The following is a 26,471-nucleotide window of genomic DNA, read 5'->3' as shown; positions in this document are numbered from 1 at the left end:
TCCTGCAAGCCCATAGTTGCCTGCTACAACTGGATCGCCAGGTTCAACGACAGCCGAGGCCGACGGTCCAGGCTATCCAGCGCCACATCCGCCAACGGCTTGGCCACCTCCAGCGCCACATTGAACATATGCCCACCCCCTAACCGCACACCCAGCGCCACCGAAGCCAGATGGGCGTCCTCCACCGGTCCCCGGTTGTGCCAGGCCTGAGCGGTATCCACCACCGCATAGGGCTGAACCCGCGCAAGCCAGCTACTGCGCACGCTGTAGTTGAGCTCGTAGGCCACACCCCAACCCTTGTCACCGTCCGCCTGATCGCGCGGGTAACCGCGCCCGAAATTCTGCCCGCCAAACCCCGCTCGCTCGCTGTCGGGCAAGCGATCGTCACTCCAGTAAAACACCCCGGACACCACCCCCTGCCAGTTTTCCAACAGGGTGTCGCTCTGCAAACCGGAAAGCCGCAAGCGCAGGAAGTCGAGATCGTAGTCAGCATCGCTGCGTGCCCCCAGGTAGTCCAGCCCCTGATGGACCCCGGCACTGACGATACGCAAACGCCCCTGCTCCACCTTGCGCCAGTCACCTTCGAATGACAGCGCCCGCACATAGGTGTCGTACTTGCGAGACGGTGGCTGCTCGGCCATCCGGTCTTCATCATGCTCACTGACCGAGTACAGGTGGCCCTGCACCGCCAGCCACTCATTAGGCCTTACAACCACCGGCTGACGCAGGCCGATCGCATAGCGCTCACTGTCGTGCTCGCGGGTGATATCGCGGCCATCGTCCAAACGTATGCGCGTGCCGGGCTCGCTGCGGTAGCGCGACGCCGACAGCAGCAGTTGGCTACCGGCGGCGTCCAGGTACTGGCTGTAATCGAGACGCTGGTAGTAGACCCGGTCATTGCCAGGGGGCAGCAGCCAGCTGGCCGTGACGCGTTCGCCATGGCGGGTCTGGGCATTGCTGGCTACGGTGATCAGGGCCTGTGCAGCATCACGGCTGGAGTCGGCCACGGTCACAGCAGCGCTGAGCGGCGTGCGCCGCGCATGCACGGTCAGCCGGGCGACACCATCAGCAGCCCGCGCCACTGCCAGTTCGGCCTCTATCACGACCCCTGGCATGCGCGTAGCCAGGCCCAGATAGCGCTCCAGCGTTTCGCGGGTCAGTGGGCGCTCGGCCTCAATGCGCGCCAGCAACTGCTGCAAATACTCGCTTGCCGGCCCAATATCGCCGTCCACGCGGTAATCACGTACGTAACCTTCGACCAGCACCACGTTGACCCTGCCATCGGCCACATCCTGAGGAGGCAGGTAGGCATACGACAGCAAGTAGCCCTCCTGCCGGTAGCGTTGGGTCAGGCGCTGGGTGTATTGCTGCAATTCACCCAACGTGGTTTCGCGCCCGATCAGTGGCTGATAGTGTTCGCGCAGGTCGCCCAAGGGGAACACCGTGCCGCCCTCGAAGCGCACTTTATGCAGTACCAGCCGGGTGTTGGCCGGAGCCCAGTCGGGGTTTTCGATAGCCGCCCCGGCCAGCCGTATATGGGGGCTCACAGGGGAGTAATCCGTCATCGGCAGGTTGGCGCTGGGCAGACGCCGCTCGTATTCATGGCTGTCGAGAAACCCCGGCAACGGGTCGGCTTGGGCAGCAAGTGCCCAAAGCAGCAACATCAGGGGCACGACCAGAGGACGCATAGGGCACTCCATGTTCCCATGGGTTGCGGGGCACCAGCCGGTCACACCCGTCACTTGCAAGCGTAGGTGCTGGCCCGGCTGTCGTCGAACACCTACTCACTGACCTGGAACGCCACCCGCGCCGTCTGACCGCTTTCGTCCAGCGCGCTGAGTTCGGCCTGCCCGACCTGTGGCAAACGCAGCAACAGGCTGTCCTGCCCCTGGGTTTCCCCCAACGGCTGGCCGTTGAGAAACCACCAGCGCCGTCCACCACCCCCCAAGGCAGAGACCTGCAATTGCAACGGTTCAGTGTTGGTGGCCGGGCGGCGCAGATTGTCGCCTGGGCGCACGCCGACAATCGACAGCGGTGGTGCACTGGCCGGCGCCTGCGGCGGGCAGGCCGGGTCGATGGCTGGCAAACGCGCCATGCGCCGCTCGACACGGGGTAGCCAAGGCTCCAGCGGCGCCGGCCACAGGGCGATGTCACGCGCCTTGGCGCCCGGGCAGCTACCATCGACCCGCAAGCCCTGCTCGTTGACCCACACTTTTTCGCGCAAGCCCAGGCTCAGCGGCTGGTCGGCTGCCTGCAAGGTTGGTGGCGTGGTGCCGTCCAGGGTCCATGCAAAGCGCTGACGCCGACAGTTGGTGTCCTGCTTGCTCATCGGCTGGCCCAGCGGCCAACAGATCGCCGCAACGCCGATATTCGCAGGTACCGGCGCTACCGGAACGCTGATGCCGCGTTGGCTGTCGCGATTGCTCAACAGATCGTGCACCTGCAACATCAGCGGCGCCGCCGACGCCAGGCCGAACTGCCCAGGCACCGGTGTACCGTCGGGGCGGCCAATCCATACACCGATCAGGTAACGCGGCCCAACACCAATCGACCAGGCATCGCGAAAGCCGTAGCTGGTGCCGGTCTTCCAGGCCAGTAGCGGGCGCTGCACAAGTTCGGCGTGCGGGTCGCGGTCCGGGCGCGCCTGGCCACTGAGGATACGCCGGATGATCCACGCCGCCCCCGGTGACAGCAACCGGTGCTCCACCAAGGGGGCCTGTGGCTGCAAGCGCACCTGCGCACTGTTGCCACCTCGCGCCAGCGCCGCGTAGCCGCCGACCAGGTCCTCCAGCCGGCTGCCGGCACCGCCCAGGATCAACGACAGGTTGGGCTCGGCAAGGGGGGGAAGTATCAACGGCATGCCTGCCATGCGCAGTTGTGCGGCAAAGCGTTTCGGGCCGTAGGCCTCCAGCAATTGCACGGCGGGCAGGTTGAGCGACAGGGCCAGCGCCGAGCTGGCCGACACCGGCCCACTGAAACCCATGGAGAAGTTGCCAGGGCGATAGTCGCCATAGCGTCGTGGAACATCCTGCAACAGCGATTCGGAATGGATCAGGCCATCGTCCAGCGCCATGCCGTAAAGAAACGGCTTGAGGGTGGAGCCGGGCGAACGTAACGAGCGCACCATGTCGACATGGCCAAAGCGGCGCTCATCAGACAAATCTATCGAGCCCAGGTACGCGCGCACCGCCATGCTCTGCGCTTCGACCACCAGAATGGCGGCCGAGGTACGCTCCGGCAGCCGTGCGCGCCAGCCCAGCAGCAAGTCTTCAAGGCGCCGCTGAAGCGCAGCGTCAAGCGTGGTACGGATCAGCGGCGGGCTGTCAGCGCTGTTCAGGCGCCGGGCCAACAATGGCGCCAGGGCCGGCTCCTGGCGTGGCGCCAACACCAGCGGCTCCTCGGCTGCCTCGCGAATTTGCCGGGTCGGCCATACCTGGTATTCAGCCAGGCGCTGCAGCACCTTGTCCCGGGCACGCTGGGCACGCTCGGGGTGGCGGTCCGGGCGCAGCCGGCTGGGTGCCTGGGGCAGCACGGCCAGCAGTGCCGCTTCGGCAGGTGTCAGGTGCAGGGGCGACTTGCCCAGGTACGCCCAGCTGGCTGCCGCCACACCCTGAAGCGTGCCGCCAAAAGGTGCGCGGTTCAGGTAGATCTGCAGGATGTCGCGTTTGGACAAGTGCCATTCCAGCTGCAAGGTGCGCCATAGCTGGCGCAGTTTGCCGACCAGGGTACGGTCGTGCGGGTCGAGCAGGCGTGCCACCTGCATCGACAATGTGCTGCCGCCCGACACGACACGCCCGCCGCGCAGGTTCAGCCAGGCCGCGCGGGCCAATGCCAGCGGGTTGACCCCTGGGTGGTTGTAGAACCAACGGTCCTCGTAAGTCAGCAAAGCCTGCAGGTAAAGCGGCGAAACCTCTTCAGGGCTTACGGGGTAGCGCCACACGCCATCAGCATCGGCAAAGCGCCACAACGGCGTGCCGTCTTCGGCCAGCACTACCCGGGCCAGGTCGTCACCCGGCAGCGGCAACGGCCAGACACGGTCAGCCAGCCAGAACAGGCCGCCGAGCACCAGCAGACTGATCAGCGTGGCACGCAACAACCTGCCCGCACGGCAGCGTGGTCGCGCTAAGCTTGGCATCGGGAACCGTCCTGGCCAGGTAATGGCCAAAGGCTTTGGGACGACAACCTCGCCGATTTTTTCATCAGGAAGCAACTATGCATGTAGAAGGTTTTTTCGAGTGGCTGGGCCAGGCACTGGGGTCGTTGATCCGCTTCATCGTCGACGCATTGAGCGGGCTGTTCAACCTGCTGGCCAATGCCGGTGGCAACTTCATCGATGGCCTGTCGCGCACCTTGGGCATGGACACCTCGCTGCTGAGCATCCTGGCCCTGATCATCGGCCTGATGCTGCTGTACTCGGCAATCCGCGCATTCATGCGCGCCTCGATCATCCTCGGGATCATCTGGCTGGTGCTGGGGCTGTGGGTGATGAGCTGGGTGATCCACTGATCTGCGCGGTCTTTGTGGGAGCGGCCTTGCGTCGCGATAGGGCCGCAAAGCGGCCCCGACAATTCAAGCGGCGAAGCTGAAACCATGGGGCTGCTGTGCAGCCCTGTCGCGACGCATGGCCGCTCCCCACATTGTCCGCGTAGAGCGGGTCTCTAGCGGGCTTTCACAGTCATCTCCCTCTGCCCATCGCCCACGGCCTGCAGGTTCGGCCGATACATCGACTCGACCTGCGGCGGCGGCACGCGGTAAGTGCCCGGGGTCACCGCTCGCGCCAGGTACAGCAGGTGAGTGGTGCCGTAGCCGTCAAGCTTGAGCGCGGCAACATAACGGTCATCACGGTACTCCTGATGCACCACGCTGGCATTCTGCATCGACTCGCGCCACGCCTTCACCGCACTGCTGGCGTTGTCCAGGCTGGCAGCGCTTTGCGCCAGGTTCTGGTTTTCCAGCTCCAGGCCTGCCGGCAGCAGGTCCACCACCAACGCATCCGGCACGCGGTCCTCAGCCTTGAGCGCCAGGTGCACGAGCACAAGGTCGCCACTGCGCAGGTTGTGCAGGTCCAGCGGCTGGCCATTCATGCCCAGGTACTCTCTGTGAATCTGCATGCCATTGCCGCCTGCCGCAGGTGCCTGGCGCGGGTATCCGGACAAGGTCAGCTGCTGATAGAGCGTCTCAATGCCTTGGTTCTGCACGCTCAGCGGTGAAGCCAGCATCGGGCCCTCAAGCTTCATACCGGCCTCGGCATTGTTCAACTCGCGCACTTCACCCGCATTGTCCAGGCGTGCCTGCCACTGGCCTTCGGGCTTGCCCAGCAGGCCACGGCCAGCGAGGAACAGTGCATTGCGCTCTTGTGTCGACAGCCAACGGTTGGCCGCCAGTTCATCCGACAAGGCGAACAGGCGCTGATCGACCTGGCTGCTGGCCAGGTTGCTTTCCTGCAGCAGCGCCAGGATCAGCGCCTGGTCACGCAGGGCGCTGCCGTAATCGGCCAGCCAGCCTTTGCCACGGCTGATGCCCAGGCCCGCCTGCAAGGCTTGCTCGGCACGCGGTTTGTCGCCCATTTTGTCCAGCGCCACCGCCAGTTGTACCAACGGCAGACCGGAGCGGGCATCGGCGCGACGTTCGAACAGGCCGCGCAGGGCGCCCAACGGCGCCTGCTGGCTGCGCGACAGCACCAGCGCCGCATAGGCCTGCACGGCAAAGCGCGTGTGGTCGGCATTCTCGCTGTAGTCGACTTCGATCAGGTTGCGTTCCTGCAGGTAACGCAGCAGGCGCTCACTGGCCTTCTTAAGTGCCTCGGCGGGTACGCCATACCCTTGGTCACGGGCACGCAGCAGGAAGTCGGTCACATAGGCGGTCAGCCAGTACTCTTCCTCGCTGTCCGAGCTCCACAGGCCAAAGCTGCCGTTGTAGCGCTGCATCCCCAGCAGGTGCTCGATGCCCATTTCGATCTTGCGCTTGCGCACATCCGCCGGCTCGCCCTTGATGCCCAGGCGCTTGAGGCTGTCGGCATCGGCGTACAGCGAAGGGTACAGGCCACTGGTGGTCTGTTCGAGGCAGCCGTAGGGGTAGGCTTGTAGCGCGCGAATCTGCTCGGCAAGGTTCAGCGGCGGCCGGCTCGACAAGGCCAGGCTGGCTTCCAGGCCAGCGGGTTCGAAGGCGGCCAGGTCTGCTTCGGGCAGAGTCCACGGCTGGTCCTTCAAGGCCACACGGTAGTGCTTGAGCATTGCCGGGTAGGCCGGGCGCACGCCCAGCGTCCACTCACGTTCGAACGCATTGACCGGCTCGTTCGGCAGTTGCAGGCCCGTCACCCGGACATGCACCTTGCCCTGCCCCAGCCCTCCCTGGGCCTGCACCGGAATCATCAGCGTCGAGCGCTGCCCTTCGGCCAGGTTAATGCTCTGCACGGCGTTGGCCGCCAGGCTCAGTTGCCCATCCGTGGTGATTTCGACGCTCAGTTGCTGGGCGCGGCCGGACAGGTTGGCCAGGTCCAGTGCCAGGCTGGTACGGTCGCCACCGGCCAGGAAGCGCGGGGCCGAAAGCTCGGCAATCAACGGCGCGGCGACCACGGTCTTGCCTTCGGCCATGCCGAAGTGCTCTTCGGTCCAGGCCTGGGCCATCAGCCGCAGTTCGCCGTTGAAGTCGGGGATGTCGACAGTGGCCTGGCCCTCACCCTTGTCGTCCAGTGTCACCGGCAGGCTCTGCTGGGCGACGATGGTTACCGTAGTGTTGGGTCGCTTGCCCCCCTTGGCCATCGCTGCATCGCCACCGAATGCCAGGCTGGCCAGGCGGCCTTGGCCGGCCTCTATCAACTGGCCGTAGATGTCCAGTTGATCGGCACCATAGGCCTTGCGCCCGAACAGGCTGGCGAAGGGGTCGGGGGTTTTGAAATCGGTGATGTTGAGGATGCCCACGTCCACCGCCGACAACAACACATGCACCTGCTTGGGCACACTGCCATCGGCGTTGGCGGCCTTTATCTTCACTGTCAAAGGCTGTTTCGGGCGCATTTTCTCCGGCGCCTGCAGGCTCAGCGCAAGCTTGCGCTCGGCGCGGTCCAACGGCAGGTGCAGCACGCCTACGGCGCGCTTGGGCGTGGCATTGGCCTTGCGCTCACCAGGGCGGATAACCAGCGCGCTGACGTACAGATCGTGACGGGCCCAGGCCTTGTCCAGTTGCACGTCAAAGGTCTTGCCCTCGGCGGGCACATCGATCTCCTGCCACCAAAGCGGGCCATCGCTGGACTCGATCATCAGGTAGCCGCTGCCCGCAGCGGGCGGGGTGACGGTGACCTTGGCGGTAGCGCCATCGGTGTAGGAGGGTTTGTCCAGCGCCAGCTTGACCTGGTCCGGCCGCACCGCGCCGCCCTCAGCGTTGTCCTGGGCACGATAGCCGGCCCAGAAGCGCTCACTGGACACCAGGCCGGTCTGCGGGTCTTCGACCTCGACGCGGTACGGGCCCCACTCAACCTGGAAGCTGAGTTTGGCGGTGGAACCTGCCTTGACGCTGATCGTCTCTTCGTTCTGGGTCAGGAACTTCTCGTTGTAGGCGTAGCTCCAGCCGTCGCTTTGCGAGTAATTCCAGTAGTAATCGCGGCGTTCGCGAACAAGGCGCACCTTGAGCGCGTCGGCCGCCAGTTTGTTACCGTCGCGGTCGGCCACCAGGAATTCGAATTCCACGGGCCCGTCGCTATCGGTCTCCTCCCCTTCGAACAGGCCTCGCAGGCCCGGCAGGCGCTCAGCCGGCCAGATAGGCTGCTCCAGGCGCCGGGTGATCGGCCGCCCCCCCGACTCTTGCAGGCTGGCCTGCACGGTCAGTTGCAGCGGAGAGCGGGCTTCGGCCCAACGGCTTTCGATATCGACCACCGCCTTGCCGGCCTGGTCAAGGGTGACTTCGTCCAGTTCCAGGTCCTGGTTCAGATCGGTCTCGGTGACCGAGCCGAACTGGTAGCCAGGCAGCGCCGGTACTGCCTCGCGCAGCGGGCGTACATAGGCCTGACCGCTCAGGCGGTTGCCGGCGGCCGGCGCACCATAGAGGTAACGGCCATTGACCTGGATACGCGCATCTTCATCCGGCGAAAGCGGTGTACTGCTGCCCTTGAGCTCCAGCGCCAGACGCTCGGGCAGGAAGTCTTCAACGAGGAATTCATAGACCTGCTTGCGCCCGCCACCCAGGTCGAGCAGCAGTTGCCAACGGCCAGTCGGCGCCTCGGTAGCCAGCTGCAACTGGTATTGGTACAAGCCATTGCCGTCGGCTTCCCAGACGAACTTGCGGCTCACCTGTTCATCCGGGCGACGCACTTCCACGCTCACCGGCTGGGCTTTGACCGGCTTGCCGTCCTGGTCGCGCAGCAGGCCGTTGAGCAGCACCGTCTCACCCGGGCGGTACAGGTCACGCGGGCCGAAGATGAAGAATTGCAGCGGGTTGGCCTGAGGCCCGGTGATGTCGAACTCGGCCAGGTCCAGGGCTGCGGTGTTCAGGCGCAGCAGCGTGGTATGCACGCCCTGGGTGGCAATCAGGGTATCGGCCTTTGGCGTGATCGGCAGCTGGGCATGCCCCTTGCCATCGGTGGTGGCCTGGGCCAACAGCTTGCCCTTTTCGTCATGGATTTCCAGGTTGACGCCGCTCAGCGCCTTGCCGCCTTCCAGGGCTTGAGCAAACACGTCAATGCGGTCGCGGTAGCGGTGGGCCGACACGCCGATGTCGCTGAGGGTGAACAGGGTTGCCGGCTGAGAATAATCGTAGGTACCCGAGGCGCGCATCACTGCCAGGTACACGCCTGGCGCCTGCAACGGCTTGATGCCGGCAATCGGCAGCAACACGGTCTCGCGCGTGTTGCGCGCCGGGTTTAGATCGAAGCGGCCGCTGTAGACCAGCTCGGCCATGTCCAGGGTTTCCTTGGACTGGTAGTAGTACAGGCTGCTGTTGCGTCCCCAGTTGGCCAGGAAGGTCGAGAGCATGTCTGGCTTGACGCGGAAGAACTCGACATCCACTTTGTCGACGTTCAGGGCAATCACCGGCAGGCCTTCGGCCAGGCGGGTAGGCAGCAGCGAGCCGCGGCTGGCAAAGCCGATGGTCGGCTGCATGTCGCGGGTTTCCAGGCGGGTGATCGACTCGTTGTCCAGCTGCTTGCCGTTGACTGCCAGCAGCCCCTTGTCGACGGTCAGCACCAGCTTGCGCTGCGGCTCCAGGTGGCGCAGGCGCAGCTCCATCTGGTTGTCGGAGAGTTCCCAGGCGCCATCGAGCTTACCCTTGACGGTGTCGACCAGGTGCACCTTGGTGGCGAAGTCCTGCTTGGCATCCAGCGGTACGGAGAAGCTGATCGACAGCGTTGCTGCGCCATCGAGCTGCACTTCCGATACGTCCAGCACCGTGAGTTCGCGGCCCTCGTAGCGCTTGGCGAGCACGGCAGGGTCCTCACGCTTGGGGGCGGGGGCTTCGGCGGGCGCCACGGTTTTCTCGACCGGCGCCGGTTTGCCCGGCGTGGAAGAGTCACAGGCACTGAGCAACGCCAGCGCGCAGGCCAGCAACAATCCTTTGTTGAACATGAGATAGGAACTCTTGGGCAGCGTGTACGTGAGGGCAGCAACTATAGCGCAACGTCAGGTGCAGCACCCGGCGTTGCGCGCCAGGTCAGACCATGGTCGCGCTAAATGGTTGCCTGGTCGTTACACTGTGGCCATTCGTTAAAGGGGCCGCTGTGTGCCCCTTCGCGGGCTTGCCCGCTCCCACAGGTTTGGCGCCGGCCGCAAGAGCAACACTTTCCTGTGGGGGCGCAAGCCCGCGAAGGGGCACACAGCGGCCCCAAAATCTCATGGAATGCACATGCCCCAACTCGCTGCCGACTGGCGCCACCGCCCCACCCACCGCAAGGTCTGGGCGCTGGCCGCGCCGATGATCCTGTCCAACATCTCGGTACCGCTGGTGGCGCTGGTCGACAGCACGGTCATCGGGCATCTCCCGCACGCCCACCAACTGGGCGCCGTAGCCGTGGGCGCCACCTTGTTCACCTTCATGGTCGGCCTGATGGGCTTCTTGCGTATGGGTTCCACCGGCTTCGCTGCCCAGGCTGCCGGCCGTGGCGACGGTGCAGCGCTACGCCAGGTACTGGTGCAAGGGCTGCTGCTGGCGGTCGGCTTCGCCCTGTTGATCGGCCTGCTGGCCCTGCCCTTCAGCCAGTTGGCACTTCATGCGATGCAACCCAGCGCAGCCCTGCAGCAATCCACCGAAGACTTCTTCCATACCCGCCTGCTTGGCCTGCCTGCGGCGCTGGCCAGTTACGCGCTGGTCGGCTGGTTCCTCGGCACGCAGAACGCCAGGGCGCCACTGGCAATCCTGCTGACCACCAACCTGCTCAACATCGCCTTGAACCTGTGGTTCGTGCTGGGCCTGGACTGGGGCGTACTGGGCTCGGCGCGGGCGTCGGTAATTGCCGAATGGAGTGCCGCCCTGCTCGGTTTGGCCCTGACCCGCCCGGCCCTGCGGGCCTACCCGGGGCAGATCATGTGGGCAGCGCTCAAGCGCTGGCAGGCCTGGAGGCCTCTGCTGGCGGTGAACCGCGACATCTTCCTGCGCAGCCTGGCGCTGCAACTGGTGTTCCTGCTGATCACCGTGCAGGGCGCGCGTCTGGGTGAGGCCACGGTGGCGGCCAACGCTCTGCTGCTCAACGGCCTGCTGCTGACTGCTTATGCACTCGATGGCTTGGCCCACGCCGTGGAGGCCTTGTGCGGCCATGCCATTGGCGCCCGTAACCGCGACACCCTGCGTCGCTCGCTGGTGGTGGCCTGCGGCTGGTCGCTGATCACCAGCCTGGGCTTTGCCGGGCTGTTCCTGCTGGGTGGGCACTTGTTCATCGACTTGCAGACCGACATCGAAAGTGTGCGGGCGGCGGCTTATCCATATTTGCCCTACCTGGCGTTGCTGCCGTTGATCGCGGTGTGGAGTTACTTGCTGGATGGCTTGTTCATCGGCGCGACCCGGGCGGGGGAAATGCGTAATGCAATGCTGGTTTCGGTGTTGATTGCGCTGCCGGTGGCAGTGGGCATGAGCGGGTTCGGCAACCATGGGTTGTGGATGGCGTTTCTTGGGTTCATGGGGTTGCGGGCGGTGACGTTGGGGTGGGTGGGGTGGCGGTTGCAGCAGAAGGGTGAGTGGATCGCATGACGGCTTGGTATCGCGGCCCCCTGTAGGAGCGGCCTTGTGTCGCGAAATGAGGGCAAAGCCCTCACCTGCTGACTCACAGCCACACACAATCCCAATGCGGATACTCGCCCGCTCGCCGGACCAGGCCAGCCCGAATCGGGTTGGCGATGATGTAGCGGGCAGCAGCCTTTACATCTTCTTCCTTGCGCAATGCCCGGTCATAAAAGCCCGGTTGCCAGATGTGCCGGCGATCAATGCCTTTACGGTAAAGCGCGCAGCTGCTTCGCGACTTGAAGGCACACATGAGATTGCCCAAGCTGGTTGGCCCCAGTTCGATCAGCCAATGCAGATGATCCGGCATCAAGACCCAAGCCAGAGAGCGGCAGCCCCCTTCATGATCGCTAAGGCGCAACTGCTGGATTACCGTCCGCGCAAACAAGAGGTTCTTGAACAACGGAAGGCGATCGCGCGTGATGGTGGTTAGCAGGTAGAGCCTGCCTGGCTCCGAGAAGCGCCCTTGGCGCAAGCGGTGATTGCCGTGACGATCCATGTCTACTTCCTTTGAACATTGCGTTCAAGGGTAGGTGTCGCGATGACGGGCACCGTAGGCGGATCATTACCGCGTATAACGCGGTGAGGGCTGCGCCCTCAGATCGCGACGCAAGGCCGCTCCTACAAGAGATCGCGACCCCATGTGATATCGCGGTCTCTGTAGGAGCGGCCTTGTGTCGCGATGGGCCGCAAAGCGGCCCCGGCAATTACGACGACAGGTAAGAAGACCGGGTCAACCCAAGGCGCAACGCATCCAGGTACTGCGTGCGTTCACGCGCAGTGATCTTGGCGCTGGCGACCTTGTCGCGGTAGTGCGTCATCAACTCTTCCGGCGACAGGTGCACGTAGCGCAGCATGTCTTCGATGGTGTCGTGGGTTTCGATACCGGCGTGGTACACGCTGCCGTCGGCATTCTGGTAGATGTTCACCGAGTCGGTGTCACCGAACAGGTTGTGCATGTCACCCAGGATTTCCTGGTAGGCACCCACCAGGAACACGCCCAGCAGGTAATCCTCACCCTCCTTCACCGCATGCACCGGCATGCTGGTTTCGATGCTCTGCTCGTCAACGTACTGGTTGATCTTGCCGTCGGAATCGCAAGTCAGGTCCTGCAATACCGCACGCCGCATCGGCTCTTCGTCCAGGCGGTGCAGCGGGATGATCGGCAGGACCTGGCCGATGGCCCAGGTGTCTGGCAGGCTCTGGAACACCGAGAAGTTGCAGATGTACTTGTCGGCCAGCTTGTCGTTCAGCTCGTCCAGCACCTGGCGGTGCGAGCGCTGGCGGGCTTTCAGCGAGTTGTGCAGGCGGCGGCACACGGCGAAATAGCACTGCTCGGCCAGGGCCTTCTCGCCCAGGCTCAGCTTGCCATCGGCGTACTGCGCGGCCACATCACCCATGTAGTGGGTGGCGCGCCAGTAGGTCTCGGTGACCATCTCGATGTCGGTCGGGCCAAGCAGGTCGACCAGCCACTGCACGGTCTCGGGCAGGGCTTCCTTGTTCTCGATGGTCGGTACGTCGTCGTTGTGTTTCTCGACGTCGGTCACCTGGATCACCAGCATGGCGTGGTGCGCGGTCAGCGAACGGCCACTCTCGGAGAAGATGTGCGGGTGCGGCAAGCCCTGCGCGTCGCAGAACTCCTTGAGCATGCCTACCACCACGCCGGCGTAGTCGTCCATGTCGTAGTTGATCGAGCTGGCATTGCGCGAGTGGGTGCCGTCGTAGTCCACACCCAGGCCGCCACCCACGTCGATGTGGTCGACCGGCAGGCCCAACGCACGCAGTTCGCCGTAATAACGGATGGCTTCCTTGAAACCGTGCTGGTAGTCAGCCAGGTTGGCGATCTGCGAACCCATATGGAAGTGCAGCAGACGGATGCCCTGATCCAGGCCCGCATCGCGGAAGCGCTGCACCACCGAAAGCAACTGGGCGGCGGACAAACCGAACTTGGACTTCTCGCCACCGGTGTCGGCCCACTTGCTCGAGGCCAACGACGACAGGCGAACGCGCAGGCCAACCTGTGGTTTCACCTTGAGCTCGGCTGCCTCTTCGATCACCAGGGCCACTTCCGACTCTTTCTCGATGACGATGAACACATTGTGGCCAAGCTTCTGGCCCATCAGTGCCAGGCGAATGAACTCACGGTCCTTGTAGCCGTTGCAGACGATGGTGCCGCCCTTCGGCGCCAGCGCCAGCACTGCCAGCAACTCGGGTTTTGAGCCGGCTTCCAGGCCGATGGAAACGTTTTGCGTGGCGATGATGTTTTCCACCACCGCTTCCTGCTGGTTGACCTTGATCGGGTACAACGCGGTGTACTGGCTCTGGTATTCCAGGCGCGCGATGTTGGCGTCGAACGCACCGGTCAGCTGGCGCACACGGTCCTGCAAAATGTCAGGGAAGCGCACCAGCAAGGGCAGCGACAAGCCGCTCTGGCGCAGTTCGTCGACCTGTTCGAACAGGTCGATCGGAGCGCTTTGAGGGCCGTTGGGGCGTACTTCGACGCGCCCGGCTTCATTGATGGCGAAATAGCCAGCGCCCCAATGGCGGATGCCATAAACACTGCGGCTGTCGGCCACGGTCCATTGGCTACCATCGTCTTTGCGTGTGCGTCGTACGGACATTCAAGTCCCCTATAGATAAGTCGAAGACACTGCCCGCAGGCAGCGGGGCGAGTGTAAAAGCTGAAAATGACGATTCATCCGTGCTCAGGCATAGACTCTGACCACGGGAACGAGTTTAGAAAGCGCTGGGCAAAAAATCGCGCGATGGCCTCAGCCTCCGGACTTTTTCGCCTTGAAACCCTGTTTGGTCAGCTCGCCGATCAACAGCTCGACATGGTCGCCCTGGATCTCGATAACCCCGTCCTTCAGGGCGCCGCCGGTACCGCAGCGGCGCTTGAGCGTGGTCGCCAGCTCCTTGAGCTGGTCGGGCGGCAGCGGCACACCGGTGACGGTGGTCACGGTCTTGCCGCCACGGCCTTTGCTTTCGCGGCGCACGCGGGCAATGCCGTCGCCTTCGGGGATGATTTGCTGCTTGCAGGTGCAGGCGTCCACCGGCTGGCCACAGTCGGGGCAGTGCCGACCGGCGTCGGTGGAGTACACGAGACCGCCAAGGGCGGAAAAGGAAGAAGCTTTCTTGGCCACTTTTGTTCCTCGGTGCTGAGGACAAAAACTGGTCGTGCCTTGGGGTGGAGGCCGACCGCGAAGCCCCACTCTGGCAGGGGCGGCGCTACTGCTGCAAGAATTGCGGCAGCCCGAAAAGGGCGCGCAGTGTAACGATAAATACGGCGATTGCTAAGTACAGGATTGCGGCATTTTGCGAATCTTTTGCGACCATTCGCGGGCGCGCCCGCTCCCACAGGGACTGTGCAGCCCCCAAGCGCGGCGTTGCGCCCGTGAGAGACGGCGTCCGGTACCAGCAAAACGACTATCTCAGGCTTGCCTTATAGCGCTGCAACGCCGCCAACGAGTCCGGGCAATAAGGCTTGCTCAGGCTTTCCTGCTCAGCCTGTTCCAGACCGATGAAGCGCGCCTCGATCACCTCTTCCGGCTGCAACCGCAACGGTGCATCCGACACCGCCGAATACACCGCACACCACAAGCGGTTATCCGGCTGGTCAAAGTAGAACCGCTCGTGGAAGCGCAAATCAGCGCCTTCGATGCCCAGCTCTTCGGCCAGCTCGCGCGCGGCCGACTCGGCATACGCTTCCCCGGCCGTGACCATGCCGCCCGCCGCCACATCCCAATACCCGGGGTACAGCGCCTTGCTCAGCGTACGCCGGTGTACACACAATTCACCGGCACTGTTGAACAGCAGAATGAACGTGCAGCGACCGATCAGGCCACGCTCGCGCAGCTCGGCACGGGGCAAGGCGCCCAGTACCTGGTCGGTTTCGTCCACCCAGGTGACCAGCTCGCGGTCGGAAGCCGCCCGATGGGCGGCCTCGGTTGGGCTGATAGCCATCATCAACCCTGCGACAGCAGCTGACGCAGATCGATAACCGCAGCGTTGGCCCGGGAAATGTAGTTGGCCATGACCAACGAGTGGTTGGCCCACATGCCGAAGCCACTGCCGTTGAGCACCATCGGGCTCCACAGCGACTCTTGCGAGGCCTCCAGCTCACGGATGATCTGACGCACGCTGACGGTGGCATTCTTCTTCGCCAGCACGTCGGCGAAGTCCACCTCGATGGCACGCAGCAGGTGCGACAGCGCCCAGGCTTGGCCACGGGCTTCATAGAACACGTTGTCGATCTGCAGCCATGGGGTTTCCACCAGTTCCTCATCCACCTGCGGCGCCTGGCCGGCAACGACCGACTCGGTCTTCAGCGTGGTGTTGAGCTTGACCCGGCCAACGCTGGCCGACAGGCGCTGCGACAGCGAGCCCAGACGAGTGGCGACGTCACCCAGCCAGTTGTTCAGGTTGTCGGCGCGGGTATAGAAGATAGCGCCCTTGTCGCCGGCAGCCAGACGGGTCTGGTAGCGGGTCAGCGACTTGATGCCCTCTTCGAACTCCGACTCGCTCGATGGCAGGATCCAGCTCTTGTTGTCGAAGTTGAAGCGCGGCTCGGCCTTGGCCAGGTCGGCGTCTTCGGTGGACTGCGACTGCGAACGGGCGAAGTCTTTACGCAGGGCACGGGACAGGTCGCGGACCTGGACCAGCACGCCATATTCCCAGCTTGGCATGTTGTCCATCCACAGCCCTGGCGGGAAGCGGTCGTTGGAAATGTAGCCGCCCGGCTTGTTCAACAAGGTGCCGGCCACGGTCTTGAGGGTTTCGACGGTGGTATAGCCCACCACCATCTGCTGGCCAGCACGTTCGGCTGCGGCCTGGGCGTTTTGCTGCACCGGGAACAGAGCAGGCTCCTGGCTCCAGTACCAGCCCAGGCCGATACACACCAGCAGGTACAACCCGATCAGGGTCCCCAGGGCACGGCTCCAAAGGCCGCCAAGGTAGCTACGGGCGGCAGCGCCGCGCCCGTCGACACGCTCACGGGGCTCGGCTTTGGCCTCGCGGTTTTTCCAGTCCAGCATGGCTTTGTCCTTAATCAGTCACGACGGTTCAGGGGCTTTGACCACAGGCCTGCGCTAGCGTGCCACGGGAAGCCCTAATGGCTGCACTATAAAGCAGACACCACCGTACGCATAAGCGACCATTCAGTCAGCAACTGAATATTCGTTCTGCCCGCTTTGTTGACGCAGGGCACTCACGCACGTGAAAAGAGCTGCTAGCATAGAGCCATCATTGCCCCAGCACATCCCAACCTATAAGTAGCCAGGACATGAGCCAAGCAGTCGAGCCGAGCCCGCAGTGCCCCGTCCAACAGTTGACGCGTAACGGCCTGCGCAAGGACGACCCGCTCGACCAGCTGCTGCTGCCCGTGCGCAAACCGGTGTACATCCTGCTGCAGGACCACGAGCGCGCCCAGCGCCTGGCCCAGCAACTGGAATTCTTTGGTCTGGTGGTGCAAGCGTTGCCCAGCGCCGCAGCGTTTCTCGCCTCGATCAGCGAGTACCCGCCGTCGGCCATCATCATGGATGTCGACTTCACCGGCGCCGGCCTGGGCTTGCTGCTGGCCGCTCAGGTGCAGCAGGGCCTGGCACGCGCCATTCCGTTGCTGTTCTTCAGCCATCACGAAGCCGACACCCCTACCCGCCTTGCCGCAGTACGCGCCGGCGGTCAGGACTTTCTCACCGGCAGCCTGGAAGCCTCCAGCTTGCTGGAAAAGGTCGAACTACTGACCAACACCGCCCCGCACGACCCGTTGCGCGTGCTGATCATCGACGATTCGCGCACACAGGCCATGTACACCGAGCGTGTACTGGCCGGCGCCGGCATGCTCACCCGCAGCCTGACCGACCCGATCCGCACCATGGCCGAGCTTGCCGACTTCCAGCCCGACCTGATCATCCTCGACCTGTACATGCCGGCCTGCACCGGCCCGGAGCTGGCCAAGGTAATCCGCCACAGTGACCGTTATGTGAGTGTGCCGATCATCTACCTGTCTGCCGAGGACGACCTGGACAAGCAACTGGATGCCATGAGCGAAGGCGGTGATGACTTTTTGACCAAGCCGTTTCGCTCACGCCACCTGATCACTACCGTGCGCAACCGCGCCGCCCGCGCCCGCCATTTGAAGGCGCGCATGGTCCGCGACAGCCTGACCGGGCTGTACAACCACACCCATATCCTGCAGCTGCTGGAAGACTGCAGCTTCCGCGCCCGCCGTGAGCAGCAGCCGTTGAGCTTCGCCATGCTCGACATCGACCACTTCAAGAAGATCAACGACCGCCACGGCCACCCCATGGGCGACCGAGTGATCAAGAGCCTTGCCCTATTCCTCAAGCAGCGCTTGCGCAAGACCGACTTCATTGGCCGCTACGGTGGCGAGGAGTTCGCCATCGTCATGCCCAATACCGCGCTGGATGCCGCACACAAGGTGCTGGACGAAATTCGCCGGCGCTTTGCCGAAATTCTCTACCCGGCGCAGCCGCGGGATTTGCAGTGCACCTTCAGTGCAGGGGTGGTGCAACTGGACGAGGGGCTGGATGCACTGACCATGGCCAGTGCAGCGGACGAGGCCCTGTACCGGGCCAAGCATGCGGGGCGTAATTGTGTCGTTCGTGTAGAGCCCTGAAATTCGCACTCACTGTGCCGGCCACACCACATGAAGGCACTGTGCCACTTTTTTTTCTGACACCAAGCCCCTGGCGTCATCACCCCGTCACAAAATCGCAATAACTTCAGGCGCCTACCTCTCCCCTGCGCAGGAAGTTCGCGGCTATGCGGCTGAAGTGGCTGACCAATTTCAACACCCTGTTGCTGGTGACCGTGTGTATCGCCTTGGGCGTCACCCTGTGGTGGTCACAGCGCGCCCTCGAACGCCCCTACCAGCTGATGGAGCGCTATCTGGGCCTGTCCCAGCAGTTCCAGAACCAGGCAGCGCGCAATATCCAGGCCTATCTGGGCAGCGGCGATGCCTTGCGCCAGGCTGCCGCCATGGAGGCGAACCAACAGTTGCAGGCCGCACTGACGGACTGGCCGGTAGAGCTGGCCGAGAAGTTGCGCCCCAGCCTGGATAGCCTGCAGGCCTTCACCGCCAACGAACTGCTGGCCGCCGGCAAGCTGGCCGGCGACCCACAGGCCCTGCTGCTGCAAGCCGAGCGGGAGCTGGGGGCGAACTTCGAGCAGATGGCCAGCTACGCCCGCGACAGTGGCAACGCCGAAGCCAATCGCTACTTGCTGCCCTTGCTCGACGCCACCCTGCACCTGGGGCGGCTGTCATTGGCTCGCGACAAGCTGGTCAGCAGCGGCCGCCCGGAGCTGGCCGACGAGGTCGAGCGCGAGCTGCAACTGATCCGCGCCCAGGCCCAGACGGTCGACGGCCTGCCACTGCTCGGCGTAACCCGCACGGCCGAATCCGGAGCCGACGACTTCGCTGCGATGATGGGCCTGGAATCCCAGAGCAGCGCCCAGCAGGAAGACATTGCCGTGGGCCTCAAGCGTGAATTGCAAAGCCTGCTCAACCGCTACCCGGCCGAACTGCAACGCACCCGCGAACAGATCGAGCGCCGCGCCGAGCTGGCCGCCACTACCGGCCAGCGCCTGGAAGCCGTACAACAGGCCATCGCCGCGCTGGAACCCGAAGTGCGCGGCCAGCATGCGAAAATCGCTGCCGAGGTGCGCATCATCCAAGGCCTGATGATCGGCCTTATCCTGCTGATCGCCCTATTGATCGATACGCTGCAACGGCGCCTGGCACGCACCCTGACCGGACTGGCCCCGGCCCTGTCGCGCTGGGCCGAGGGCGACTTCGCCCAAGCCATCGCCCTTGGCAAGACCAACCGCGAACTGCACGACATCCAGGAGTCGCTCAACCGCCTGCGTCAGTACCTGGTGGAACTGGTCGGCACCATCCGCCATAACGCCGAGCAGGTCGCCGGCAGCAGCCACGCCCTGGCCGGCATGAGCGCTGCGCTGCACGGCGGCGCCGAGCGACAGGCCGGCGATACCGGGCAGATCCGCGATGCCTTGGGCGAGCTGGAAGCGACCATTCAACAAGTGGCTGGTGATGCCAGCGCAGCCGCCGAGGCCAGCCGCGATGCCGGGCGTGCGGTGGAACAAGGCCAGGCGGTAATCGGCCAGAGCCTGTCGGGCTTGCGCGAACTGGTCGATGAAGTGCAAGGCAACGCCCGCATGATCGAACAATTGGCGGAAGAGTCGGCCACCATTGGCGGGGTACTGACGGTGATCCGCGCGATTGCCGAGCAGACCAACCTGCTGGCACTGAATGCCGCGATCGAAGCGGCCCGTGCCGGCGAGATGGGCCGTGGCTTTGCCGTGGTCGCCGATGAGGTGCGCTCACTGGCTCAGCGCACCACGGGGGCTACCGGCGAGATCCAGGCGTTGATCGACCGCTTGCAGCAGGCCGCCAGAAGTTCGGTGGCGGGGATGCGCGCGCAGCTGGAGCATGCCGAGGCCACGGCCAACCAAGCCCAGGCGGCGGATGGGGCGCTGGATGAGATTGTCTGTGCCATTCGTACCATTGCCGATACGGCGGTGCGGATTGCCGATGTCACGGCGCAGCAGAGTGGCGCGGTGAGCGAGATTCGTGACCACAGCGAGCGGATTCACGCGTTGGGTGAAGACAACCTGCAGCGCATTGGCGAGGGGCGTGAACAGGGCGAACAGCTGCTGAGCCTGGGCGGTGAGCTGAACCGGGCCGTGCGAGCGTTCAGGGTCTGAGTCGGCGGGTGGTCGCCAGGACAGGTGTAGCAACTGAAGAGGGTTTGACGTGATATGTGTTGCGTCTGGGAGATCGAGCGCCGCCCGCGCGGCGCTTCGCGGGTAAACCCGCTCCTACGTTTGTTTCGGGCCAATTATTCCTGCGCATCCGTTATCATGCCGGGCACGTTCCACCTCGCGAGTCCGCCATGCGCCGCCTGTTTTTCATGCTGTTCCTGCTGCTGGCCAGCCCTGCCTTCGCCGCAGGCCTGCTCGACAACCGCCCCAGCGCCACCCTTGGCGCCGCTTCGCTGGCCAACAACGCCGATTTCCTGCCGGTACACGAGGCCTTCAAGCTCAACCTGGTCCAGGCCGATGCGCAAACCATCAAGCTGCGCTTCGTCGCCACCGATGGCTACTACCTCTACCGCCACCGCTTCCAGTTCCGCACGGAACCGGCCGATATCACCCTGGGCACGCCGAACATCCCCAAGGGTGAGGCCAAGCACGATGAATTCTTCGGCGACGTTGAGGTGTACCACGGCGTGCTCGATATCGAGTTGCCACGCAAAGACCCACGCGCTTTCACCCTGCTGGTGGGCTATCAGGGTTGCGCCGACAAGGGCTTGTGCTACCCGCCGGAAACCGCACGCCTGAGTATCGATGGCGAAGGCGCTGCAAACACGCCAGCCACCGGCGAACACGGCTGGAACTGGAAGTCGCTGCTGCTGTTCTTCCTCGCTGGGGTCGGCCTGACCTTCACCCCCTGCGTCCTGCCGATGTTGCCGATCCTTTCCGGTGTGGTGCTGCGCGGCCAGGTTGGCGGCGTGCGCGGCCTGGCGCTGTCGCTGGCCTACGTGCTGCCAATGGCCGCCAGCTTCGCGGTGCTCGGCGCACTGATGGGCCTGTTCGGCGCAAGCCTGAACCTGCAGGCGCGCCTGCAGTCTGCCTGGGTGCTGGTACCTTTCGCGCTGTTTTTCGTGGTATTCGCCCTGGCCATGTTCGGCCTCTTCGAACTGAGGCTGCCCCAGGCCCTGAGCAACCGCCTGAACAACGTCGCCAACCACACCCGCGGCGGCTCGCTGCTGGGCGCAGCTGTGCTCGGAGTGCTCTCCAGCTTGCTGGTTTCTCCGTGTGTATCGGCTCCCCTGGCCGGTGCCTTGCTCTATATCAGCGCCAGCGGCGATGCCCTGGGTGGCGCGCTCAAGCTGTTCACCCTGGGTTTGGGCATGGGTGCGCCACTGCTGCTGGTGGCCACCGGTGGCGCGGCCTGGCTGCCCAAAAGCGGCCCATGGATGAACACGGTGAAAAACGCCATTGGCGTATTGCTGCTGGGGCTGGCCATCGGTTTGCTCAGCCGTGTACTGCCAGGCCCTGTGACCTTGCTGCTGGTCGGTTTCCTCGCCGCGGGTGTGGCACTGTTCCTCGGCGCGCTGGAATTCGTCGTCAAGACGACGGCCCAGCGCCTGGCGCAACTGCTCGGTCTTGCCTTGCTGGTGTACGCGCTGGCTTGCTGGTACGGCGCCCTCACTGGCCAGGGCGACCCACTGCGCCCACTGCCGGGGGCGTCACTGGCCGCCAGCGGCAGCCTGCCGGCAGCAAAAGCCGATGCCTGGCAGACCATCACCACACCTGATGCTCTGGACGCAGCCCTGGCGCAAGCCAAGGCCGCCGGCCAACCAGTGCTGCTGGACTGGTACGCCGACTGGTGCATCAGCTGCAAGGTGATCGAGCATGAGGTGCTCAACGCACCGCAGGTGCAAACACAACTGGCCGGCTTCAAACTGCTGCGGTTCGACATCACCGACAGTAATGCCGAGCAACGCACGCTGCTCGACCGCTACCAGCTGTTCGGCCCACCCGCCCTGCTGTTTTTTGCTGCGAACGGCAGCGAAATTACCGCTGATCGGGTGATTGGCGAGATAAATGCCGGTGAATTTGCGCAGATTCTGACGCGCGTGCGCGGCAAAGTCGGTCTATAACTTCCCGCGAGCCCGGAAAAATCCTGAAATGAGTGACCGGATTTAATTATTCGGTCACATACTTCGCGCGAACCTCGGACATCGTGCTGGCTATTGCCGGGAACTGGACACTTGCCGTTGCTTTACGGCACACTCGCCGCGCTGTGTCGAATTGCCCTACAAATCCAAGGAATCCGCAGATGGCAACGCTACTGGTGCTCCACGGCCCAAACCTCAACCTGCTCGGTACTCGCGAGCCAGGCCACTATGGCGCCGTGACCCTGGCTCAGATCAACCAGGACCTGGAGCAACGTGCCCGCGCCGCAGGCCACCATCTGCTGTACCTGCAGAGCAATGCCGAATACGAACTGATCGACCGCATTCATGCCGCACGCAACGAGGGTGTGGACTTCATCCTGATCAATCCGGCTGCTTTCACCCACACAAGCGTCGCATTACGTGACGCATTGCTTGCGGTGAGCATCCCATTCATCGAAGTGCACCTGTCCAACGTGCACAAACGCGAACCGTTCCGTCACCACTCCTACTTTTCCGATGTTGCCGTAGGGGTGATCTGCGGTCTGGGCGCCAGCGGTTATCGCCTGGCCCTGGAGTCCGCGCTGGAACAACTGGCTGCCAACGCACAGCCCAAATGATGAAAACCCTGGCCTAAGTGGGCCGGGGTTCGAGAGAAACGTTTCAGATACGTTTTTTGTATTTCGCCCCCTGACCGAACCTTTGGGAGTTGATGATTAATGGATATCCGTAAAGTCAAGAAACTGATCGAGCTGCTGGAAGAGTCTGGCATCGACGAACTGGAGATCAAGGAAGGCGAAGAGTCGGTCCGTATCAGCCGTCACAGCAAGACCCCAGCTGCCCAGCAGTTCTACGCACCGGCGCCTATGGCTGCCGCCCCTGCCGCTGCGCCGGTTGCCGCTGCTGCGCCAGCCGCCGAAGCCGCTGCTGCCGCCCCGGCCCTGAAAGGCACCGTGGTCCGTTCGCCAATGGTAGGTACCTTCTACCGCAAGCCTTCGCCGACCTCGCCTAACTTCGCTGAAGTTGGCCAGTCCGTGAAGAAAGGCGACACCCTGTGCATCGTCGAAGCCATGAAGATGATGAACCACATCGAAGCCGATGTTGGCGGTGTCATCGACGCCATCCTGGTAGAAGACGGCCAGCCGGTTGAGTTCGACCAGCCGCTGTTCACCATCGTTTGAATCGCGGAGAGCCAACGATGTCTGGGAAGCTCGAAAAAGTCCTGATCGCCAACCGCGGGGAAATTGCCCTGCGGATCCTGCGTGCCTGCAAAGAGCTGGGTATCAAGACCGTCGCCGTGCACTCCACTGCCGACCGTGAACTGATGCACCTGGGCCTGGCAGACGAGTCGGTCTGCATCGGCCCTGCATCGTCCAAGGATTCCTACCTGCATATCCCGGCGATCATCGCTGCCGCCGAAGTGACTGGCGCCACTGCGATTCACCCGGGTTACGGCTTCCTGGCGGAAAACGCCGACTTCGCCGAACAGGTGGAAAAATCCGGTTTCGCCTTCATCGGCCCGAAAGCCGACACCATTCGCCTGATGGGCGACAAGGTTTCGGCCAAGGACGCGATGATCAAGTCGGGCGTACCGACCGTACCGGGCTCCGATGGCCCACTGCCAGAAGACGAAGAAGTTGCCCTGGCGATTGCCCGCGACGTCGGCTACCCGGTGATCATCAAGGCCGCCGGTGGTGGCGGTGGTCGCGGCATGCGCGTGGTGCACAAGGAAGAGGACCTGATTTCCTCGGCCAAGCTCACCCGTACCGAAGCCGGTGCTGCCTTCGGCAACCCGATGGTTTACCTGGAGAAGTTCCTGACCAACCCACGTCACGTGGAAGTACAGGTACTGTCCGACGGCCAGGGCAACGCCATTCACCTGGGCGACCGTGACTGCTCGCTGCAGCGCCGTCACCAGAAGGTCCTGGAAGAAGCACCAGCCCCGGGCATCGATGAGAAAGCCCGTCAGGAAGTGTTCAAGCGCTGCGTCGATGCGTGCATCGAGATCGGCTACCGTGGTGCCGGTACTTTCGAGTTCCTGTACGAAAACGGCCGCTTCTACTTCATCGAGATGAACACCCGTGTGCAGGTTGAGCACCCGGTGTCGGAGATGGTCACTGGCATCGACATCGTCAAGGAGATGCTGAGCATCGCCGCGGGCAACAAGCTGTCGTTCCGCCAGGAAGACGTGGTGATCCGTGGCCACTCGCTGGAGTGCCGGATCAACGCCGAAGACCCGAAGAAGTTCATCCCGAGCCCAGGCAAGGTGAAGCACTTCCACGCCCCGGGCGGCAACGGCGTACGCGTCGATTCGCACCTGTACAGCGGTTATTCGGTTCCGCCGAACTACGACTCGCTGATCGGCAAGCTGATCACCTACGGCAAGGACCGCGACGAAGCCATGGCGCGCATGCGCAATGCCCTGGACGAGATCGTCGTCGACGGCATCAAGACCAACATCCCGCTGCACCGCGACCTGGTGCGTGATGAAGGCTTCTGCAAAGGCGGCGTCAACATTCACTACCTCGAGCACAAACTGGCCAACCAGGAGTGATCGTGTAGTGTGATGTACCAGAACCCCGGCCCTGTGCCGGGGTTTTTTATTGCCTGCCAGAATCTGGGGCCGCGTTGCGGCCCCAGGGCTCTACCCCTTCATCCGCGGCATGTCGATGCGATGCTCATGCACTCGCCGATAAAGCGTCGCCCGCGAAATACCCAAAGCCCGCGCCGCATCAGCCGGCTTCCAGCGATGGCGAATCAGCGCGTCCAGCAACAGCTGCCGGGCCGGGCACGACACCCCGCTTTCAGCCGAGCCAACCGCTTCACCGCGCACCTCCTGCGGCAGATCCTGCAGCCGCACCTGCCCGCCTTCACTCACCGCACAGGCATACCGCAACACCTGCCGTAGCTGACGCAAATTGCCCGGCCAGCGATAAACCAGCAGCGCCTGCAGCGCGTCATCCGCCAACACCACATCCACCCCGCAGGCCGCAGCCTCTTCGTCCAGCAACTGGTGAATCAGCCCCAGCCGGTCATCACGCTCACGCAAAGGGGGTAGCTCAAAGCGGGCATTGGCCAGGCGGAAGTACAAGTCTTCACGAAATCGCCCGTCCTCCACCATCGCCGCCAGATCGCGATGGGTCGCACAGATCACCTGAATATCCACCCGCTCCCGCCGCGCCGCACCCAGCGGCGCCACCTCACCCTCCGCCAGCACCCGCAGCAGGCGGGTTTGCAGGTTCAGCGGCATGTCCCCGATCTCGTCGAGGAACAGCGTGCCGCCATCGGCCTGCTGCAACAGCCCTTGCATGCCTTTGCTGGAAGCCCCGGTGAAGGCCCCGGCCACATAGCCGAACAACTCGCTCTCGATCAGGGTTTCCGGAATGGCCGCGCAGTTCAGGGTAACGAACGGGCCATCACAGCGCTGGCTTTGCTGGTGCAGCTGGCGGGCGAATACCTCCTTGCCGGCCCCGGTCTCACCCAGTACCAGCACCGCCAGGTTGCAGTCCTTGACCCGCGTGGCCAACCGCAGGTGCTGCTCGATACGGGTGTCCTGGGCCTGTCGCAAAGGCTGCGCACGCTGGCGTTGCTGTGGTGCGCTGACCCGTCCATACAAACCGCCCAGACCAGGCAGACGCTGGGCGGACGACGCGCTCACCCGGCGCAGTTGGTCGATGTCGAACAGTTCGCCAATATGCTCGGGCAAGCGCCCCAGGCGTTCCACCAAGCGTTGCCGCGCCAGGCTGTTGATCGCCTGCAAGCGGCCATCGGCATCCCAGGCCAGCAGGTAATCGGGCTGGCTCTCCACATAGCCCGGCGTACCATGGGCGCGCATCACCCAGTGGCCTTGGGCGCTGTGCATGAAGAAGGCGTTTTCGATCTCGCGGGCCGTTTGCTCGACCAGTTGGCGGATCAGGTGCTGGCTGCGCCGATCGTCCGGCGACTGCAAGGCCGACACATCGACCACGCCCAACAACTCGCCCAACGGGTCGAACACCGGCGCCGCTGTGCAGGTCAGGCCGATGAAGGCGGCGCGAAAGTGATCGCGCTTGTGCACCGTGACCGGTGCCTTGCTGGTCAGCACCGCCGCCACGCCGCATGTGCCCTCCTCGCCCTCCGACCAGCAGGTCCCCAGATACAGCCCGGCCTTGCGACAGTCGTTGCGGATGGCCGACTCGACCCGGTAATCGATGGTGCGCCCCTGGGCATCGGTAAGCAGCACGCAGTAGTCAGCGCCGCGCACCCGCTCATGCAAGCGCGCCACGGCATCGCTGGCGATGCGCAGGAACAGCTCGGCGCGTTCGCGGCATTCGTTGAGCAGGCTTTGGGAAAGGATACGCGGCCCCTGCTGGGAACCGGGATCGAGGCGGTACACATCCATGGAGCGGCGCCATGAATCGAGGATCAGCGGTGGTACCGGCGCCTGCGGCAGGTGGTCGGCATTCTTCAACACCCTGCTGACGCAGTCCACATGGGCTCGGGAGTTCGCGGCAAGCATTCAGGCCCTCCGGTTCTCGTTACTGTTTTTATCGTTGTACGGCCATTAAGCGC

Annotated in this window: 17 protein-coding genes; 8 read left to right on the top strand and 9 right to left on the bottom strand. The window is 63.9% G+C overall.

Translation table 11 applies throughout. The features are described from left to right. Positions 1-23: 23 nt before the first annotated feature. Entirely contained in the window at positions 24-1,688 is a 1,665-nt protein-coding gene (locus ACF8FG_RS10495; protein WP_070383396.1) for a ShlB/FhaC/HecB family hemolysin secretion/activation protein, read from the bottom strand. 92 nt (positions 1,689-1,780) lie between these two features. Next, on the bottom strand, positions 1,781-4,135 hold the full coding sequence (gene pbpC, locus ACF8FG_RS10490; RefSeq protein ID WP_392518765.1) for a peptidoglycan glycosyltransferase PbpC: 2,355 nt from the start codon (positions 4,133-4,135) through the stop codon (positions 1,781-1,783). A gap of 77 nt (positions 4,136-4,212) precedes the next feature. Here pbpC and ACF8FG_RS10485 point away from each other — a divergent pair, with 77 nt between their 5' ends. Further along, positions 4,213-4,506, top strand: a complete 294-nt coding sequence (locus ACF8FG_RS10485; protein WP_004577004.1) for a hypothetical protein — start codon at positions 4,213-4,215, stop codon at positions 4,504-4,506. 152 nt (positions 4,507-4,658) lie between these two features. Here ACF8FG_RS10485 and ACF8FG_RS10480 read toward each other — a convergent pair whose 3' ends face one another. Then, positions 4,659-9,554, bottom strand: coding sequence for an alpha-2-macroglobulin (locus ACF8FG_RS10480; RefSeq protein WP_318081903.1), 4,896 nt, complete (start codon positions 9,552-9,554; stop codon positions 4,659-4,661). Between the two features lie 277 nt (positions 9,555-9,831). Between ACF8FG_RS10480 and ACF8FG_RS10475 the strand changes: the two genes are divergently transcribed. After that, entirely contained in the window at positions 9,832-11,169 is a 1,338-nt protein-coding gene (locus tag ACF8FG_RS10475) for an MATE family efflux transporter (RefSeq protein WP_014589553.1), read from the top strand. Between the two features lie 73 nt (positions 11,170-11,242). On the opposite strand, the gene ACF8FG_RS10470 is transcribed toward ACF8FG_RS10475, so the two are convergent. The 5 genes from ACF8FG_RS10470 to ACF8FG_RS10450 all read right to left on the bottom strand — a co-directional run bounded on the left by ACF8FG_RS10470 (position 11,243) and on the right by ACF8FG_RS10450 (position 16,232). Continuing rightward, a complete protein-coding gene (locus ACF8FG_RS10470) occupies positions 11,243-11,698 on the bottom strand; it encodes a transposase (protein ID WP_053868082.1) in 456 nt (151 codons plus the stop codon). Positions 11,699-11,906: 208 nt separating this feature from the next. Further along, positions 11,907-13,820 carry an arginine decarboxylase gene (gene speA, locus ACF8FG_RS10465; RefSeq protein ID WP_010951840.1) on the bottom strand — a complete coding sequence of 638 codons (1,914 nt, stop codon included), beginning with the start codon at positions 13,818-13,820 and terminating at the stop codon, positions 11,907-11,909. 150 nt (positions 13,821-13,970) lie between these two features. Continuing rightward, a complete protein-coding gene (locus ACF8FG_RS10460; RefSeq protein WP_003255318.1) occupies positions 13,971-14,342 on the bottom strand; it encodes a translation initiation factor Sui1 in 372 nt (123 codons plus the stop codon). 283 nt (positions 14,343-14,625) lie between these two features. Next, positions 14,626-15,162 (bottom strand): NUDIX hydrolase, encoded by a 537-nt coding sequence (locus ACF8FG_RS10455; RefSeq protein WP_014589551.1) that lies wholly within the window; start codon positions 15,160-15,162, stop codon positions 14,626-14,628. Positions 15,163-15,164: 2 nt separating this feature from the next. Next, positions 15,165-16,232: a DUF2333 family protein gene (locus tag ACF8FG_RS10450; protein ID WP_014589550.1), complete on the bottom strand. Its 1,068-nt coding sequence runs from the start codon at positions 16,230-16,232 to the stop codon at positions 15,165-15,167. 248 nt (positions 16,233-16,480) lie between these two features. On the opposite strand from ACF8FG_RS10450, the gene ACF8FG_RS10445 reads away from it, so the two are divergent. From ACF8FG_RS10445 to accC, 6 genes are all read left to right on the top strand, one after another. Beyond that, entirely contained in the window at positions 16,481-17,836 is a 1,356-nt protein-coding gene (locus tag ACF8FG_RS10445) for a diguanylate cyclase (RefSeq protein ID WP_014589549.1), read from the top strand. 146 nt (positions 17,837-17,982) lie between these two features. After that, positions 17,983-19,944, top strand: coding sequence for a methyl-accepting chemotaxis protein (locus tag ACF8FG_RS10440; protein ID WP_014589548.1), 1,962 nt, complete (start codon positions 17,983-17,985; stop codon positions 19,942-19,944). Positions 19,945-20,132: 188 nt separating this feature from the next. Beyond that, positions 20,133-21,905: a protein-disulfide reductase DsbD gene (locus ACF8FG_RS10435; protein ID WP_014589547.1), complete on the top strand. Its 1,773-nt coding sequence runs from the start codon at positions 20,133-20,135 to the stop codon at positions 21,903-21,905. Between the two features lie 179 nt (positions 21,906-22,084). After that, complete coding sequence (gene aroQ, locus ACF8FG_RS10430) at positions 22,085-22,540, top strand: type II 3-dehydroquinate dehydratase (RefSeq protein WP_010951834.1); 456 nt, start codon at positions 22,085-22,087, stop codon at positions 22,538-22,540. 99 nt (positions 22,541-22,639) lie between these two features. After that, entirely contained in the window at positions 22,640-23,101 is a 462-nt protein-coding gene (gene accB / locus ACF8FG_RS10425; protein ID WP_014589546.1) for an acetyl-CoA carboxylase biotin carboxyl carrier protein, read from the top strand. A gap of 17 nt (positions 23,102-23,118) precedes the next feature. After that, the gene (gene accC / locus ACF8FG_RS10420; RefSeq protein WP_003255333.1) at positions 23,119-24,474 is read left to right on the top strand and encodes an acetyl-CoA carboxylase biotin carboxylase subunit; all 1,356 of its coding nucleotides are present in this window, start codon (positions 23,119-23,121) and stop codon (positions 24,472-24,474) included. 90 nt (positions 24,475-24,564) lie between these two features. Here accC and ACF8FG_RS10415 read toward each other — a convergent pair whose 3' ends face one another. Next, positions 24,565-26,418 carry a sigma-54-dependent Fis family transcriptional regulator gene (locus tag ACF8FG_RS10415; protein WP_318077467.1) on the bottom strand — a complete coding sequence of 618 codons (1,854 nt, stop codon included), beginning with the start codon at positions 26,416-26,418 and terminating at the stop codon, positions 24,565-24,567. Positions 26,419-26,471: the final 53 nt, after the last annotated feature.

The organism is Pseudomonas sp. YQ_6 (assembly GCF_043103245.1).
In the GTDB taxonomy this organism is placed as follows: Bacteria; Pseudomonadota; Gammaproteobacteria; order Pseudomonadales; family Pseudomonadaceae; genus Aquipseudomonas; species Aquipseudomonas alloputida.
Note: the sequence above shows the minus strand (reverse complement) of the source record. Positions and strands in the feature narration are given on the sequence as shown.